Source organism: Campylobacter lari, from assembly GCF_001017575.1.
Lineage (GTDB): Bacteria > Campylobacterota > Campylobacteria > Campylobacterales > Campylobacteraceae > Campylobacter_D > Campylobacter_D lari_C.
The window spans coordinates 1,545,851-1,563,032 of record NZ_CP011372.1 but is presented as its reverse complement, the minus strand read 5'-3'; the positions used below and the strand labels follow the sequence as shown (position 1 = coordinate 1,563,032).

17 protein-coding genes and 1 tRNA gene are annotated in these 17,182 nt (G+C 26.9%); 9 read left to right on the top strand and 9 right to left on the bottom strand.

Going from position 1 to position 17,182, the window contains the following annotated elements:
* Positions 1–122 precede the first annotated feature (122 nt).
* The gene (gene ruvC, locus CD56_RS08025; RefSeq protein WP_039619511.1) at positions 123–599 is read left to right on the top strand and encodes a crossover junction endodeoxyribonuclease RuvC; all 477 of its coding nucleotides are present in this window, start codon (positions 123–125) and stop codon (positions 597–599) included.
* Positions 600–601: 2 nt separating this feature from the next.
* Here ruvC and CD56_RS08020 read toward each other — a convergent pair whose 3' ends face one another.
* The gene (locus tag CD56_RS08020; protein ID WP_039619509.1) at positions 602–1,234 is read right to left on the bottom strand and encodes a hypothetical protein; all 633 of its coding nucleotides are present in this window, start codon (positions 1,232–1,234) and stop codon (positions 602–604) included.
* Between the two features lie 120 nt (positions 1,235–1,354).
* Between CD56_RS08020 and CD56_RS08015 the strand changes: the two genes are divergently transcribed.
* A complete protein-coding gene (locus tag CD56_RS08015) occupies positions 1,355–1,975 on the top strand; it encodes a DUF305 domain-containing protein (RefSeq protein WP_047208734.1) in 621 nt (206 codons plus the stop codon).
* A 508-nt stretch (positions 1,976–2,483) separates the two neighbouring features.
* Here the strand turns inward: CD56_RS08015 and CD56_RS08010 are convergent.
* Complete coding sequence (locus CD56_RS08010) at positions 2,484–2,945, bottom strand: hypothetical protein (protein WP_047208733.1); 462 nt, start codon at positions 2,943–2,945, stop codon at positions 2,484–2,486.
* Positions 2,946–3,290: 345 nt separating this feature from the next.
* Between CD56_RS08010 and CD56_RS08135 the strand changes: the two genes are divergently transcribed.
* The gene (locus CD56_RS08135; protein ID WP_052768398.1) at positions 3,291–4,850 is read left to right on the top strand and encodes a site-specific DNA-methyltransferase; all 1,560 of its coding nucleotides are present in this window, start codon (positions 3,291–3,293) and stop codon (positions 4,848–4,850) included.
* On the top strand, positions 4,850–6,868 hold the full coding sequence (locus CD56_RS08000) for a DEAD/DEAH box helicase (RefSeq protein ID WP_047208732.1): 2,019 nt from the start codon (positions 4,850–4,852) through the stop codon (positions 6,866–6,868). The genes CD56_RS08135 and CD56_RS08000 overlap by 1 nt, the downstream gene beginning before the upstream one ends.
* 88 nt (positions 6,869–6,956) lie before the next feature.
* Here the strand turns inward: CD56_RS08000 and CD56_RS07995 are convergent, their stop codons facing one another.
* Both CD56_RS07995 and CD56_RS07990 read right to left on the bottom strand, forming a co-directional pair.
* Positions 6,957–7,940, bottom strand: a complete 984-nt coding sequence (locus CD56_RS07995; protein WP_047208731.1) for an AAA family ATPase — start codon at positions 7,938–7,940, stop codon at positions 6,957–6,959.
* Positions 7,937–8,155, bottom strand: a complete 219-nt coding sequence (locus tag CD56_RS07990) for a helix-turn-helix domain-containing protein (protein ID WP_047208730.1) — start codon at positions 8,153–8,155, stop codon at positions 7,937–7,939. Before CD56_RS07990 ends, CD56_RS07995 begins: the two co-directional genes overlap by 4 nt.
* A 112-nt stretch (positions 8,156–8,267) precedes the next feature.
* On the opposite strand from CD56_RS07990, the gene CD56_RS07985 reads away from it, so the two are divergent.
* Entirely contained in the window at positions 8,268–8,927 is a 660-nt protein-coding gene (locus CD56_RS07985) for a helix-turn-helix domain-containing protein (protein ID WP_002871903.1), read from the top strand.
* Between the two features lie 278 nt (positions 8,928–9,205).
* Here the strand turns inward: CD56_RS07985 and CD56_RS07980 are convergent, their stop codons facing one another.
* The 4 genes from CD56_RS07980 to CD56_RS07965 form a co-directional block, all read right to left on the bottom strand.
* A complete protein-coding gene (locus tag CD56_RS07980) occupies positions 9,206–10,471 on the bottom strand; it encodes a tyrosine-type recombinase/integrase (RefSeq protein WP_047208729.1) in 1,266 nt (421 codons plus the stop codon).
* Between the two features lie 175 nt (positions 10,472–10,646).
* A tRNA-Val gene (locus CD56_RS07975) sits at positions 10,647–10,722 on the bottom strand.
* Positions 10,723–10,767: 45 nt separating this feature from the next.
* Complete coding sequence (locus CD56_RS07970; protein WP_047208728.1) at positions 10,768–11,958, bottom strand: replication-associated recombination protein A; 1,191 nt, start codon at positions 11,956–11,958, stop codon at positions 10,768–10,770.
* Positions 11,955–13,130, bottom strand: coding sequence for a YdgA family protein (locus CD56_RS07965; protein ID WP_047208727.1), 1,176 nt, complete (start codon positions 13,128–13,130; stop codon positions 11,955–11,957). Before CD56_RS07965 ends, CD56_RS07970 begins: the two co-directional genes overlap by 4 nt.
* Positions 13,131–13,261: 131 nt before the next feature.
* Here CD56_RS07965 and glmM point away from each other — a divergent pair, with 131 nt between their 5' ends.
* The 3 genes from glmM to hemJ are packed head-to-tail and all read left to right on the top strand — an operon-like array spanning position 13,262 to position 15,490.
* Positions 13,262–14,599, top strand: a complete 1,338-nt coding sequence (gene glmM / locus CD56_RS07960; RefSeq protein ID WP_047208726.1) for a phosphoglucosamine mutase — start codon at positions 13,262–13,264, stop codon at positions 14,597–14,599.
* Entirely contained in the window at positions 14,592–15,047 is a 456-nt protein-coding gene (gene lspA, locus CD56_RS07955; protein ID WP_047208725.1) for a signal peptidase II, read from the top strand. The genes glmM and lspA overlap by 8 nt, the downstream gene beginning before the upstream one ends.
* Positions 15,041–15,490, top strand: a complete 450-nt coding sequence (gene hemJ, locus CD56_RS07950; protein WP_047208724.1) for a protoporphyrinogen oxidase HemJ — start codon at positions 15,041–15,043, stop codon at positions 15,488–15,490. The genes lspA and hemJ overlap by 7 nt, the downstream gene beginning before the upstream one ends.
* A gap of 23 nt (positions 15,491–15,513) precedes the next feature.
* Here the strand turns inward: hemJ and CD56_RS07945 are convergent, their stop codons facing one another.
* Positions 15,514–16,851, bottom strand: a complete 1,338-nt coding sequence (locus CD56_RS07945) for a coproporphyrinogen III oxidase family protein (RefSeq protein ID WP_047208723.1) — start codon at positions 16,849–16,851, stop codon at positions 15,514–15,516.
* A 74-nt stretch (positions 16,852–16,925) separates the two neighbouring features.
* Between CD56_RS07945 and CD56_RS07940 the strand changes: the two genes are divergently transcribed.
* Positions 16,926–17,117: a mini-MOMP protein gene (locus CD56_RS07940; RefSeq protein WP_039619495.1), complete on the top strand. Its 192-nt coding sequence runs from the start codon at positions 16,926–16,928 to the stop codon at positions 17,115–17,117.
* Positions 17,118–17,182 lie beyond the last annotated feature (65 nt).

Genomic DNA, 17,182 nt, shown 5'->3' with positions numbered 1-17,182 from the left:
TATTTTTCTTATAAATTATGATGTAAAACTTAAAATTCTAGCTTATTTTTTATAAAAAATGGTTAAAATTATTCACATAAAAATTTAAATTTCACATCTATGTGAATAAAAAGGTGAAAAGTTTGAAAGTTTTAGGGATAGATCCTGGTTCTAGGTATTGTGGATATGCTATTGTAGAAAGAATTAATAATAAAAATCAACTCATAGAAGCAGGGCTTATCAAAATCAAACCTAATGATTTACAGTATCAAATCACAGAATTATGTGAAGGACTTGATCTAATCTTTAAAAATCATCAATTTGATGAGGTAGCTATAGAAGATATATTTTTTGCTTATAATCCAAAAACGGTTTTAAAGTTAGCACAATTTCGTGGAGCTTTGAGTTTAAAAATCTTACAAACTCATGGAGAATTTGCAGAATACACACCTTTGCAAGTAAAAAAAACCGTAACAGGTAAAGCAAAAGCTACTAAAGAACAAGTAGCTTTTATGGTGAAAAGATTGCTTGGAATTTCAAAAGATATCAAGCCACTTGATATCACAGATGCTATTGCGGTGGCTTTGACACATTTAGCAAATTTGAGAGTAAAAAAGTGATTTTATTTTCCACTACCTATGAAATAAATTTCAACATCATGTAAAAGTTTTTCACATATAGCTGAATCAGTGTTTTTTTCTACTACTAGGTTGATGTGATTTTTAGTATCTCTAAAGCTACCTGCAGATTTTGAATTTTTTAATTCTAATTTTTGATTATCTTTTAAATATTTGATAGTTATTACAAACTTATGTGCTGCACTTGCTTCGCCTAGGTTAGTTTCTATTAAAACATTCATATTTGATGCTTTTGCTAGAGTTGCTTGGGTTTTATTGATTACTTCTTTCATTCTTCTATTGAGTTCTAAAATTCTTGAAATGAATTTATTATCTATACTTTCAAATGCGATTTTTAGTTTATTCATTATTTCTTGATTGGTTGGTTTATCTGGAGCTACATACACCATATAAAGGCCGTTTTTAATATCTACTTTAGTACTTTTTGTATCACGCCCACTACCAAAAATTTTAATATAAATGGCATTATCAAGATATACTCTATCTATCATAGGTCCATAAATTTCATATTCTCTTTTTCTTACGATTACTTCTCTTGCGGCTACTTGAATTTTTACTGAACAATCATGAATTATAGGTTCCATTTCTTTTTTTATCTCAAGTAGTTCTCTAAGCATTTTCCATCCTTGTGTATTTTTAAATAAATTATAACAAAAAAAAATTGAATTTTTTTGTTAATTTTAGTTTGTGATATTTTTATATATTTTTGATTTTAAATTAAAAATTTAAGGAAAAAAATGAAAATAAAAACTATAGTTTCAAGTTTAGTTTTAGCAAGTGCTTTATTTGCTGCAAATTCTCATCATGCTCATCATGGAGCTTCTGGAAGTATTTCATCACAAATCATGATGAGTATGCATGAACCTATGATGAAAAATCCTTTAGTACAAAGTAATGATATAGAAAGAGATTTTTTAGCTAATATGATCCCACATCATCAAGGTGCTATTGATTCATCTAAGCTTTTATTAGAGCATACTAAAAGTGAAGAGATGAAAAAAATCGCTCAAAATATCATCAAAGCTCAAGAAAAAGAAATTCAAGAATTTCAAGAAATTTTAGATAAAAATCTTTATACAAAAACTCAAATTGATGAAGAAACTTATAAAAAATTCGTTCAAGAAGAAAAAGAGTTAATGCAAAAAATGATGATTTTAATGAGCTCGGTTAAAGAAAGTAAAAACATCAATAAAGACTTTTTAGAAGCGATGATAGCACATCATCAAGGTGCGGTAGATGCTTCAAAACAAATTTTATTTTATTCTAAAGATAAAACTATCACTGATATAGCGAAAAAAATCATCTTAGATCAAGAAAAAGAAATTCAGGAATTTACGAATTTGCTAAAATATATGTAGTGAATTGATCGAAAGAAATAAAAAATGGTGGTCCGATTGAGTTTTAACTAATATTTATAAAGGCTTATTTTTAGATATTTGCAGTTTTTTATATTTTTTAAAGAACCCCAAAAAGAACCCTATTTAAAATATAAAAAGGGGAGGGTCACTCGAATACGCCACTATCCCCCTCTAATAAAATTATATCTTCTTATTTTAATAAGAAGATTAAAAAATAAGCCAAAATTTTAAAGTAAAGCCATTTGTAGAATTTTTAATGCAGGTTAATCAAAGGAGAGGGTCTCATCCCGCCACTATCCTCCTCTGATGAGATTATTATAACTTTTTATCCTGATAATTTAATAAGAAATTTTTTTATTTTTCTTTTTGGTTCTTTTTATTCTCTTTTTAATTTTTATAAAAAGAGAATAAAGCTACATTTTATAGTAGTATTATATTAATTACAATACATACTTTTTAAGTATTTATGCATTCTGTGATTTATTTATTGATAGTTCTAAATTACTAACTAATTTAAATCTTTTATTTCATGTTGTAAATCCATGATTTGTGTTTGTAATTTCCAGTAGTCATCGTTAATATTTTTTTCTAGTTTTTGTACTTTATCTTCTTGCATGGTTTCTTGAAAAAGTGGAGAATAAAGTTGAGGATTTGTTTTTATATAATAGTTCAAATCTATTTCTGCTTCTTGTAATATTTCCATAGTAGTTAAACCATTTTCTATTTGTTTTTTTGAATTTGCACTAGATAAAATTTCAATTTCCATTTTTTCCTGCGGTAATACCAAAGTCATTAGATCTGACATTCCTAAAGTTTTGATTGTATTTGGATAATTTTCAGCCCATCTTTCTAATATTTTTAAAGCATAGTGAGAAATTTGTTTATTTATCCATAAATTATAAATTTGATGAAATGATGTTTCATTTAAAATAGATTCTAGTCTTTTTATATTTGGATAATTAAAATTCATAACATTCCTTTTTTGATTTTTATTTAATTACAAGTATAAAATATTTTGTCTTATAAATATAAAAATTAAGATGAAAATTTTAGTAAAAGCAGGATAGCTATTTACTCCAAAAAATGACACCATTTTTTAAGTAAATAACAAAATATTCTCTGCGAGGCTCATAGAAAAAATGATTTTTTTGAGATTAATTTTTTTAATTTATGATTTGTAATTTTTATGTATATCTAAAAATATTTTAAATAATTATCTTATGTATTTTTATTATAATTTCACAAAATAAATATCATGATTTTACTCAACAAATGAATAGTAATTTATTAGATAATAATTTAAGAAAGGCGTAAAATGGAAAGAAATGAATTGCAAAGCTTACAAGAATTAAAAGAAGAAGAAAAAATAAAAATTTTAGATCGTGCAAGTAATGGTATATTAGAAAACGAAAATGCAGATTTTCTAATAAAACTTATCGATAATGCAGAAAACAAAACAGAAGTTTTAAAGATATCAGCTCTAGGCATGACTTATAAAAGAACAGGTTTTCATTTTGATGTGCGTTTAGAGAAAAACGAAGGACAAACAATAAGATATTTAAAAAAGAATGAAAATCTTAGTTTTGATCAAGGTGGAATTACTCATAAACTTATAATAGGCGATAATTATCCTGCTCTTTTAAATCTTTTAATTAACTACAAAAATAAAATTAAAGTAATTTATATAGATCCACCTTATGGAAAAGATGATTTAGGTGAATTTGCACAAACTAATTACAACAATGCAATTACAAGAGATAATTTGCTTTCTATGCTTTATCCAAGATTAATACTAGCAAGACAACTTTTAAAAGATGATGGTGTTATTTTTTGTAGTATTGATGATAGAAATCAAGCTTATGTTAAATGTTTGTTTGATGAAGTTTTTGGGGAAGAAAATTTTTGTGGAAATATTGTTTGGCAAAAAAAGAAAGGAGGTGGACAAGACTCTCAATATTTTGCTAAAGAGCATGAATATATTTTATGTTATAAGAAAAATACATGGATTATAAATAATAAAACCGAAAAATTTAGTGAAGAAAATTTTAATAAAATAATTAATAATAGAAAAGCTTCTTTAACTAAACTTGAAAAATGGGGTATAGGAGCATTAATGGAAGATGCACCCAGTCTTTATTATCCAATAAAAGATCCAAATAATAATGATTTTTATCCTATGGCACCAAATGGACAAAAAGGACGTTGGAGAAAAAAACCCGAAAACTTAGATGCAGATCATATATTTTGGAAGGAAAATTCAAAAGGTAGACTAACGCCATATGAAGTAGTATATTTTGATGAAGTTGATGTCAGAATAGTAAAAACGAGAACTATATTTACAGATTATGGAACAACAACAGATGCAACAAAAGAAATTCAAAAAATTTTTGGAAACAAAATTTTTGACACACCAAAGCCTGTATCTTTAATTAAACATATTATTGATATATCTACAGATTTAGATGATGATATTATCCTAGACTTCTTTGCGGGTAGTGGAACTACAGGACATGCTGTTTTGGAATTAAACAAACAAGATGGTGGTAATAGACAATTTATTTTAGTTACTAATAATGAAATAACAGATTCAAATCCAAATGGAATTGCCTTAGATGTTACTTCAAAGCGTTTAAAAAGAATCATGAGCGGAGAATGTTATGATAAAAGTAAAGATTTTAAATGGTTAGAAAAAAATACTTCTTATGGAGATAGCTTAGAAGTTAGTGAAATTCAAAGTATTGCTTCAAGCGATCATTCAGTTTTTGAAAAAATAGATGAAAAACTTTATGGAAAAGTTTTTGAAAATATCCGTGATAAAATAGAATGGATATGTAAAGAATTTGAGTTAACTTGCAGAAAAATAGAAGGTAAATGATGAAACAAGAAATTATAGAATTACAAAATGAAGTTGTAAGTTCCTTGTTTAATTTAGCTATGCAAGGGAAAGAAAATATCACCTTAAAAGCACCCACTGGAAGTGGTAAAACATACATGATGGCAAGTTTGATGAATAAAATGCTAGAAATCGATGATGATTTTATTTTTATAGTTTCTACTCTCTCTAAAGGAAATTTAGCAGGACAAAATTTTGAAAGTTTTGTAAATTTATCTTTAAATACTTTTACAAGATTAAACCCTTTTTACATTAGTAGTGGTGCAGAAAATACAAAAAATACAGAATATAGTCTATATATTGATATAAATCATAATGTGTTTGTTTTACCTACCTCACAATATACTAAAGCAAGTAGAATTAATAAAGAAAAAAGCTTATTAGTATTTTTAGAAACTTGCAAAAATCTAGGTAAAAAAATAATTTTAATAAGAGATGAAAGCCATATAGCTACAAATCAGCTAAATGGGTTATCAAATTATTTTACTCAAGTTATTAACTTTTCAGCTACTCCTAAAAATGATCAATTTGATGTTTGTATATCAGAAAATGACGCTGTTAGTGCAAATTTGATTAAAAAAGTGGAATATATAGAAGATGAAGAAGATTTAGAAAGTGGATTAAGCAAAGCTTTAGATAAATTTAAAAGCATTAAAGCAGTTTATAATAAAGAAGGGATAGTTCCTGCTTTTATAATACAAATTTCTAATCAAAATAATGCAGAATATGAAATGGAAATCATCAAAAAAGTTTTAAAAGAAAAAGATTTAAAATGGGTATGTTTTGTAGAAAAAGAAAATGGCTATGAAAGTAATAGTAGATTAGAAAAAGTAAAAAATAAAAGCCTGTGGCAAAACTATATTAAACAAAGTGATTTTCCTATTGATGTTGTAATCTTTAAAATGGTTATAACAGAAGGCTTTGATATGCCTAGAGCTTGTATGCTTTATCAAGTTAGAAATTCGCAATCTAAACAACTTGATGAGCAAGTTATTGGGCGTATAAGGCGTAATCCTTGTTTAACATATTTTGAAAAATTAGATAAAAATACTCAAGAAATTTTTAGTACAGCTTATGTTTATGGTATAAAACCTAAAGAAGATCAAAATAAACGCACAATAGTAAAATTAAAGGGTGAAATTAATAAAGGTTTATTTGAAAACGAAATAATTAAAGAATTTGCTCCATTTAAAATCACTGTTCTTAGAGAGGTTGCTTTAGATGATATAGATATATCAGATTGTATTAACAATGATATAGAATACTATAATGAGTCTATTTTTAAAGCTTATAAAAAATTTCAATCTTATAGTGATAAAGTAAAAGAAAAGCAAAGAGAATTTGTTACAGATTTTAATAAATGGTTTGTGTTTAATGCTAATTTAGATAATATCAGCAATAAAGTAAGTTCTGTTGTTGAAGATTATGAAAAATATGGAGATGTAGTTGAAGTTCAATTAAGAGATGATATTTATAGTTTTTTTGATAGCAATGGAAAGCCTGCTATAATTAATGATTGGATTTGGACTAATAAAGAAGATGAATTTCAATTTGATAGTGAAGCTGAAGAGAAATGGTTTAAAATTCTTAGCAAAATAAAAAACAAATGTTGTAAAACTATAGAAGTTGAAGGCGAACTGGTTTATTTATTTGGTAAGAATTTCATAGATAAATCAAATATTAAATTTGATTATTATCACATAAGAAAACACACAAGTTATCCTGACTTTATCTTTAAAGATAAGCAAAATAAAATTCATATTTTTGAAGTAAAAAGTGTAAATAAAAGTAGTTCTTCAAATATAGATGAGATTTTATATAAAGAAAAAATTAAAAAGCTAAAAGAAGCTTATATTTATGCAAGTGAAAAAACAGGGTATATTTTTTACCTTCCCGTGAAAATTGGTGATGATTGGAAAATATGGAAATGTGAAAATGGAGTGGTTGAGGAAAATATAACTGAAGAAATGTTTGTTGAATATATGAGAGGTAAAAAGTAGGGTAGGTTATTTTGATTTTTGTTAGCATGTGATAGTTCTTGAGTATGAGCGAATAGTTTTACTTAAAGAACTATCAAATCAAGATTAATTATAATATCTTAAAAATTTTCCTCTTTCCACCTTTTTCTTGTGCTTCATAAAAAATACTCCAATAAATGTTTTTATATTTATCTAGCAGTTTCCATAAAGCATTTCTACCTACTATTTCTACATAATCTTGTTCAATTTTCTTTTTGATTTTACTTGCTAAATCTTGCTGACAAATACCATTTTTGTTTTCATTAAGAATTTCTTTAACGAGATTAAGGGTAATTTGTGTTTTATGATTTTCTGCAAATTCTAAATAATCCACAAATTCAAATTCTAAATTTAATGTGTTTATTTTAAATGCCTGAGATTTTGTAGCAAATCTTCTTTTTTGAGGCTCTAAAAGAATTACAAACTCTTCATCTGTTTTAATATCTTTTTTATGTAAAAAATATCCTTCATCTACACTATCTAAAAAAGTTGTTGCACCTTTGTAGGCTTTATTATTTTCATCTGGTTTTTGTTTTGGTTGATGATGCAGAAAAATAATAGTAGCTCCATTATCTCTTATTTTTTGCAATTCATCAAAAACCTTAATCATTGTAAAGTCTTTATTAAAATCATCTTGAATAAAATTTCTAATGCTATCAATTACAATTAATGTGTTTTTTAAATCTTTAGCTTTTTTTAAATCTCTAAAAAGACTAAACTTATTTGTATTGTTAGAAAAAAAATAATAAAAATTTGAACTTTTTAAAAATTCACTTCCTTTTCGTTCTTTCAATATTCTTTCATTATTATCGCCATCAAAATAAAATATACGATCTACTTTGTTATTATCAAGCAGATATTTACTTAAATATAACATAAAATAACTCTTACCACTTCCTGCACTAGCATAAAACATTACTAAAGACTGTTTTACAAGAAAACTATCTATCAACCATTCAAAATCAATGTTTTCTAGTTTTTCTATATTTACTTGCTTGAAATTCTTTTCAAAAACAATATCAAGTAGTAACTTGTTGCTCTTTATAGAATTCATAAATTCCCTTTGACCATGTTTTTATCTAGCCATATTTCAATCTCACTTCTTTTATATAGAATTGTTTTTCCTAATTTAATAAAAGGCAAGGAGCTAGCTTGATTTTGATTTTTTTGCATACGCATTTTATATTGTTTACTAAGACTAATTCCAAATTCGCATTCTAATTGCTTAGGGGTTAAAAAATTTTTGTTTTTTGGTTCTATAATTTGCATGTACTATCCTTTATATTTTCATAAAATAATAATTTATTTTCTAAAAATTGTCAATAATTATCATTAAATTTTTTTATTTTCTTTAAAATTATTTTATTGTAGAATATATTTTATGAAAACGATAGGTGAAAAATTAAGAGATTTGCGGAATGCTTACGGATTAAGCCAAAGAGAATTTGGAGAAAAAGTAGGTATTACTAAAGGTAGTATCAATTCTTATGAAAACAATGTAAATTCCATTACTCAAGGTGCAAAATGGAAAATTTTGCAAGCAACAGGGATAGGGTTTGAATACTTTGATTCTGATATGACGCTAAGTGAGGCCTTTAAAAAATACAATATAGATATAAGTAAAAAACTTGAATTTAAGAAAATAGAAGAAAGTATTTGTGCTATATGTGATGGAGTTAAAAACTATATAGATGGAAAATATTTAGAAACATTTAATATAAAATCATTATTTTTAAATCATTTATTTGATGGTATGGGATATTTTGATTTGTGTTTTTTAAAAGTAAAACATAATGAATTAGAGCCTTATGCAAAAAATGGTGATATTTTAGTTGTATCAAGTAATAAAAATGCTGAAAATGGAGATAAAATCATCATTAATTACAAAGAAAATATTCTTATAGTTCAATATTTTCATGAGTTTGATAAAATAATACTTAAAACTATGAGTGGAGAAGAAATAAAATTTTATAATAGCGAATTTAGTGATTGTGTAGATATTTTAGCAATTATAAAAGGTAAATTTTATTTTGAAGTATGATTTATTTACTAAAGAGATAGAAATGAATAAAGGGCTTAGAATTCTTAAGCTTTACAATGAGTTAGGAAAGCTTTTGTAAGGTAAAGAAGTATTGAATATTTAAAAAATTATGTTAAACATTCTAAAAATTTGATTTTATGGATAATTTTCCTACAGAAAGTAAAAAGAAAATTTTACAATCTGTTTCAAGTTCTGTAATATAAGGTTTTATACTCTTTTTAACGAAATTAAAAAGAGTATAAAAATAATTATGAGAAATATAATATAATATAATATATTTATATTCCTAAAAATTCTAAATTATTTAAATAATCATCATACCATTGTAAAAGTTTTCTTTTTTGAATGATGGTTGCTTTTTCTCTTTCATAAGAAAATTTTATTTGATTAAGTTCTTTATGTGCTAAAACGCTTTCAATAACTTCTTCGCTAATATTTAATTTTAAGAGCTCTGCCTTATGTTGAGAGCAAATAGTTCTAAATGTAGCTCTAAAACCATGAGAACTAGCTCGCTTGTGCCATTTATTTTTACCTCCTAAATTTTTAATGGCTTTACCTATGCTATCTCTATTAATATGTCCTTGTATGGTTTGTGCAGGAAAAACAAAATCGCTAATTTCTCCGCTAAATAAAAATTGCTCTTTTAATACCTTAATCATTGTTTTTGTAAGTGGAATTTCATGTGCAATTTTTGTTTTTGTTTCATTTGCTGGTATAGTCCAAATTTGTTTTTCAAAATCAATATTAGCCCATTTTACACTAGCAGTATTAAAAGGTCTATTGATACTAAGAATTTGTAAATACAAAGCCCTTTTTGTTTGTTTTTCCATTCTATTATCTTGCTTTAGATCTTGAATAAATTCTTTTAAATCTTCTGATTGAATTAAGGCAGGGTATCTTGTATCTATATTATGGTTGTTTTGAAATCTTTTAGAGGAAGCAAAGTTATCTTTTAAGCCATCGCTAGGATCAAAATCAATATATCTATCTTTTAATGCTATTCTAAAAATACCCTGAATATGATTGATTAAACGGTGTATGGTTTCTAACCTACTTGTATAAGGATTATTTGGATTATAAATAGCATTAAATATAGATAATAAATCGCTATATTTTATGTTTTTTACATCTAAATTTCCTAAACTTGGCATGAGATATTTTTCTACCATTTGTATAATTTTTTTAACATAGCTATCGCTAAGACATTTTTTTTGTTTTTGATCTATATAAAGAATAAATAAGTTTTTAAACTTATATTTATCATTTCCATTTTTTAGCAACCGTATATCTTTACATTTTTCAAATTCTTTTAAAAACTGAATAGCTTCTTTTCTAGCTTCAGCTACACTATAAATTCCTTCTCTAAATTCTTTAAGTTTTGTGTATTTGTCATTAATTTTAATACTAAAAGTTTTTTGACCACTAGGATATACAAAAATATAAAGCTCTTTTGGATTACCTACAGCTTTTTTGTATCGTTTATCACTAGGTTTTAAATTTCTAATATCTTTATCTTGTAAGCTTTGTTTTGCTATGTTTGCCATTATTTTCCTTTAAAGAACCCTATTAGGTTTTAAGAACCCTAATAATGACCTTAATTAATTGAAAATAATTATAACACAAAAGAAATTAATTGAAATCAAAGATCATTTAGTTTGTTTATATATAGCATTTTGAAAGCATTTTTTGGAAATTAAAGAAATCGAAAGAAATAAAAAATGGTGGCTCCGATTGGACTTGAACCAACGACCACCACCATGTCAAGGTGGTGCTCTACCAACTGAGCTACGGAACCAAAAAATGAAAATTATATAAAAATATTTTTACATTGTGCTTAAAATCACTTTTTAACTTTTTTCATATCATTTAGCCATAAATCTAGCTGTGCTTCAAAGCCTATGCCTTTACTATGATAAAATTTCAAGTCTTTTTCTAAGTATCTTTGCTTAACCCAGCCACCAAAATCATGCGGATAAAGGTAGTTTTTTCTTTGAGGGTTGTTATTATCAAGATAAGGAAGTATTTTTAACGCAGGATTGTTTTGCACATAATTTAGCGCTTCATTTATAGCAAGATAGCTTGAGTTTGACTTGGGCGAACTTGCTAAAAATACCACACATTGAGCTAAGATGATCCTAGCTTCAGGATAGCCTATGTTTTTTACTGCTATGAGTGTGCTTGTGGCTAGATTAAGTGCTTGTGGATTTGCATTTGAGATATCTTCACTTGCAAATATCACTAATCTTCTAGCGATGAAATCCGCACTTTCGCCCCCATCAATCAACCTCGCAAGATAATACAAACTCGCATCTACATCACTTCCTCTTAAGCTCTTTATCATAGAACTAGCTAGTTTATAGTGTGTATCTTTACTTGAAGTGCCATCGCTTAAAACATTTGCTCTTAATTTTTTCAAAGTTTCAAGCGTGATATGAGTGCTATCTAAAGCCAAAGCAAACTCACATAAATTTAAAAAGCTTCTTGCATCATTTGCACTAGAAGTGATTAAGAAGTCTTTGGCATCATCATCGATTTTACATTGGAGTTTTTCTTGCACTTTTGTGGCAAGTTTTTCTAAGTCTTTATATTCTAAACCTTTAAATTCAAAAAGCATACTTCTACTTCTTATGCCTGAAGTTAAAGTAAAATAAGGGTTTTCAGTGCTTGCACCTATGAAAAGGCATTTTTGATTTTCCAAAGGAATTAAAAGCATTTCTTGTTGGGTTTTTGAAAGCCTATGTACCTCATCGATAAAGATCAAAGGTTTGAATAAAGAATTTTCATAATTAATTAGTATTTTTCTAAGCTCTTCAAGCTTAAAATTTCCTCCATCAAACTCATAAAAGTCTAGTTTATACTCATACGCTATAGCCCTTGCAAAAGAAGTTTTTCCACAACCTGCTGGACCAAAAAATACACTATGAGGGAGTTTTGAAACTTGTATGAATTTTTTAAAAATTTCTACTAAATTTTCTTGTCCTAAAACCTCATCTAAAGTTTTAGGACGAAAAGTTAAGCTTAAATTTGTCATTGTGGATTTATGGTAAGTCTTTCACCATTAATGATAGTTGTAACATCACTTTTGTTAGAATCATCATAGATAAAATCAAGCACATAAGAGCCATTATTATCTACAAAATAAGTATCAAAATTTGCAAAATCAGGCCAAATTTGACTAGGAAGAATTTCAGTGTTTGCATGCAATTGTGATTTTATATTATTTTCAGTGAAAATAGTTTGCCCATTTGCATCAAATTTTTTACCTTCTTTTTCAAAGCTTAGATTATTTAAGATGATTTGTGGGTTTGCTTTTAAAAACTGACTTGCTAAAAGCATCATAGAAAAAATATCAGTGTTTGAGTTTTGCACTAAACTATCATAAGCTTTTTTAGAAAGATTATTAAAATTCATATCTAAATTAATGTTGTTTAGCATAAAGTTTTCATTTGCAAGATTAAATTTAGCTAAATCTAGTTTTAAAACACTATCATAATCATTTTGAGCATTTTGAGCTGTTTTTGCAAAAATTTTTAATTTATCAAAGTCAAAAGTAATAGAACTTATAAAATTAACACTATCAATGCTTATATTTTGCTCACTATTTCTACTAGGACTAAAGATATCATTAAAACTTAATTTTTGTATAGGAAATTCAGAAATTTTGATATTTTTTGCTTCTAATTTTTCTTCATGAGATAGTTGTTCTAACAAAACATAACCTAGATTAAGCTCCATATTTTTTACAAATTCTTCAGAACCTATAATCTTAAAAGATGTATTATTTAAAACTAAATTTGTATCATTGCGGGTAAAATTGATATCATTTATTTTTGCATTGATGTTAATGTCTCCACCTTTTGCACTAACTAAGATTTTAAAGATTTCTTCATTTGGAAAAATACCTTTTAAGTCTTCATTTTCATTTAAAATAGAAATGATAGCATTATTGCTTGCAAAAAAATTATTAGAAAAATCCACATTCACTTTAAAACTATAAGGCAAGTCATTAAGTGTAGCTATAAAACTTCCTTTGGAATTTAAAAGTCCTTTGGTATAGTTAGCATCTTCAACACTATAATATGCTGTATCTTGGCTCATTTGAGCAAATATTTTTCCATTGATTGAGTTAATGTAAGAAGCTGAGGTAAAAAATCCTATAACTAATAAAACTACTACTACAACTCCTGCGATGATTTTTTTCATTCATTTTCCTTAAGTGAAATTTTAAAAATTATATATTTTTATTGCTAACTAATGCTTATAAAATTCTCACATTTATACATTACTTAACTTTTTTTCTTATAATTGCACTATTTAAAATCAAAGGTAAAAAAATGAAACTTTTTGGAACAGATGGAGTACGCGGTAAAGCAGGGGAGTTTTTGGATTCGTTTTTAGCTATGCGTTTGGCTATGGCTGCTGGAATTTATTTTAAAGACAAAGCCCTTACAAATAATATCTTAGTAGGAAAAGATACAAGAAGAAGCGGTTATATGATAGAAAATGCTATCGTTTCAGGGCTTACTTCTATAGGATATAATGTTATAGAAATAGGCCCTATGCCAACACCTGCTATTGCGTTTTTAACTGAAGATATGCGTTGTGATGCAGGGATTATGATATCAGCTTCACACAATCCTTACTATGATAATGGTATTAAATTTTTTGATGCACATGGAAATAAACTTGATGAGCAAGCAGAAGCAAAAATAGAAGAAATTTATTTTAACGATAAACTCATAGAAGAAGCAAGAACAACAAAATCACAAATTGGGCAAGCAAAAAGAATTGATGATGTGATAGGAAGATATATTGTTTCTATAAAAAATTCTTTTCCTAAAGAGCTGACTTTAAAATCTTTACGCGTTGTTTTAGATGTGGCTCATGGAGCTTCTTATAAGGTAGCACCTACGGTTTTTAAAGAACTTGGTGCAGATGTGATTGTGATCAATGATAAACCAAATGGTTTAAATATCAATGAAAATTGCGGGGCTTTACATCCTTTAAATTTAGCCTTAGAAGTAAAGAAATTTAGAGCAGATATGGGTTTTGCTTTTGATGGAGATGCAGATCGTTTGGTTGTTGTGGATGAAAAAGGAGAAGTAGCCCATGGAGATAGTCTTTTGGGTGTTTTAGCTTTATTTTTGAAAAAACAAGGCAAGTTAAAATCAAGCGTAGTTAGCACTATAATGAGTAATGGTGCTTTAAAAGAGTTTTTAAATAAACATAAAATCACACATGAAACTTGCAATGTAGGTGATAAATACGTGCTTGAAAAACTCAAAGAATGCGGTGGAAATTTTGGTGGAGAGCAAAGTGGGCATATTATCTTTAGTGACTATGCAAAAACTGGAGATGGTTTGGTAGCTGCTTTACAATTTAGTGCTTTAATGTTAAGTGAAGCAAAAAGTGCAAGCGAAATTTTAAATCAAGTTAAACCTTACCCACAGCTTTTGCATAATCTTAAAATTTCAGAGAAAAAAGACTTAAGCAAGCTTGCAGGTTTGGAAGAGTTGAAAAAAGACTTAGAAAAAAAAGGAATTGCTAGTTTGTTTAGGTACTCAGGTACAGAAAATTTAATACGCTTATTGCTTGAAGCAAAAGACATTAAGCTTTTAGAAAAAGAAATGAAAGTTGTTGAAAGCTTTTTTATGAAAGCATTGAATGCTTAAAATCTTGCCTTTAAAATTTTGGCTTGTTTTTGCTTTAGTTTTTATACTAGATCAAGCAAGCAAGTATTTGTTTTTGCAAGGGCTTGAGTATAAGGGTGAATTTTTTGACTTGGTTTTAACCTATAATACCGGTGTGGCCTTTTCAATGTTTGCCTTTTTAGGAGAGTATTTAAAATATATACAGCTTGTTTTTATTTTGGCTTTGTTTGGGTATTTGCTTTATCAAAAAGAGTTTTTTAAAACGCATTTGATTGCTTTTGCTATTATGCTATCTGCTGGGTGTTCTAATTTACTTGATCGCTTTGTGCATATAGGCGTGGTGGATTTTGTATTTTGGCACAAGTGGTTTGAATTTGCTGTGTTTAATTTAGCTGATGTGATGATAAACATTAGCGTAGCTTTGATTTTAATAAAAGAAATTTTTAATAAAAAAGGAGAAAAATGTTAGATTTTTTAACCGACTGGTATTTATGGATTAAAATGGTGCATTATTTAGCTTTTGTTTCATGGATGGCTGGATTGTTTTATTTGCCAAGACTTTTTGTATATCATACAGAACATAAAGACAATAAAGGCTTTGTGGAAGTGGTAAAAATTCAAGAAAGAAAATTGTATTTTTATATCCAAACTCCTGCTATGATTGTAACTTTAATAAGTGGTAGTTTAATGCTTCATGTTAATAAAGCTTTAATGGTTGGATCAGGTTTTATGCATGCTAAATTAACCTGTGCTTTGCTTTTAATTATTTATCATTTACAAAATTATTATTATTTAAAACAACTTCAAAATGATACTTGCAAAAAAAGTGGGAAATTCTTTAGAGCTTATAATGAAATTCCAACGATATTATTTATAATCATCGCTATTATGATGGTGGTAAGACCGTTTTAATAAAAAGCCTTTTTTAAGGCTTTTTATCCTTTAAACTCCATACTTTTAAAATCAAGTGGATCAACATTTTCTTGCATGATATTAATGTGTTCTTTATCTTGTAAGCGTTTATCATCTCTAAATACAGCACGCACTAAATCCATGCCTGTGTAAAAGTCTTTCATCAATACCATAAACAAATAACGTCCAAATTCACTTGTATATAAAGTATTGTTTTCTTTTTTTATAGCTTTACTTAGTTTAAGGCCTAAAAGTTCGATGAAAAGATCTTTTTCTAAATTACATTCTAAAGTTTTGTTAAATTTATCAATTTCGATTTTACCAGTAAACATTTCGGTTAAAAAGACATATTTGATGATTTCTTTTTTGCCAAAATTAGCTTTAGCAATATTTGCATTTTGTTTTTCTTTGATGAGTTTAGAATAATCATTTAAATTAAAAGCATTGATTAAAAGTTCTCCGTCTAAAAAGCTAAAAGCCCCGCTTCCCACGCCCAAATACTCATGATGGCTACTTACATACTCATCATTAAAGCTACTTTTTTCTAAAGAAAATGACCATGCATTATTTCTTTCATAATCTTTGAAAAAATCTACAATGATTTTATAAAACTCAAATTCATTATCTTTAAAACTTACTCCTAAAGTTTTTGCGATATTATCTTTTGTGAGGTTTGATTTCATCAAAGGATAAGTTGTGATTTGTTGAGGTTTTAAACTCTTAGCTATTTCTAAATCATTGAGCAATTGCTCTTTAGTTTGAGAAGGAAAATTAAAAATCAAATCAAGACTCATAATAGGAAGCACACCTATGGCTTTAGAGAGTTTTTCTTGAAGTTCTTTGCTAGAGCCAAATTTATGGTATCTTGCTACTTTTTTTAAAGTATCATCATCAAAACTTTGTATACCGCAACTTAAACGATCTATAAGCCCTTTAAACATTTCTAATTTTTTTGGGTCAATATGGTTTGGATCGGTTTCACAAGAAATTTCTTTGATGTTAAATAATTTTTTGCAAAGTTCTAAAGTTTTAGCAAGCTCTTCTTCGTTGATCAAAGTAGTGCCACCACCCACATACATAGAAGTAAAATCAAATCCTTTACTTTTGATTTGTTTGATCTCTTCTCTTAAACTTTCAAAATATCTTTTTGCTAAATCTTCATTGTAATAATACTTATGAAAGCTACAATATGGGCAAAAAGTATGACAAAATGGTATGTGAGCATAAAGCATATAAGATTTTTTTGGATTAACTTTTTTTTCTTGTCCTTCTTTTAAAAGTTTCACATCAAAACCATTCTCTAAAGATTTTTGCATAGCCTTGTGTGAGTAAGAAAGAGCTAAGTTTTGTAAAAAATTCATATTTTTCCTAAATTTTCATTTTGTAGTTATTTAAAAAGACTATAATTGTATCATATTTTTACAAAGGCTTTATAATGAAAAAGATTTTTATAGCATTTTTTGTATTTTTGTTAGGATTTATAAGTGTATCAAATTCTGCACCTTTAGATGAAATTTTTCAAGATGTTAATGTTTCAGGTAGTATGCGTTATCGTTTTGAACATAATAGCCCAAAAGATAGAGGAAATAATAATTTTAATCAAAGAATTCAAATTCAAATGCATTGATGATTTATGAAAAAAGTAATTTTAGTATTTATCTTTTTTGCAAATATAGCTAATTGCATCCCTAT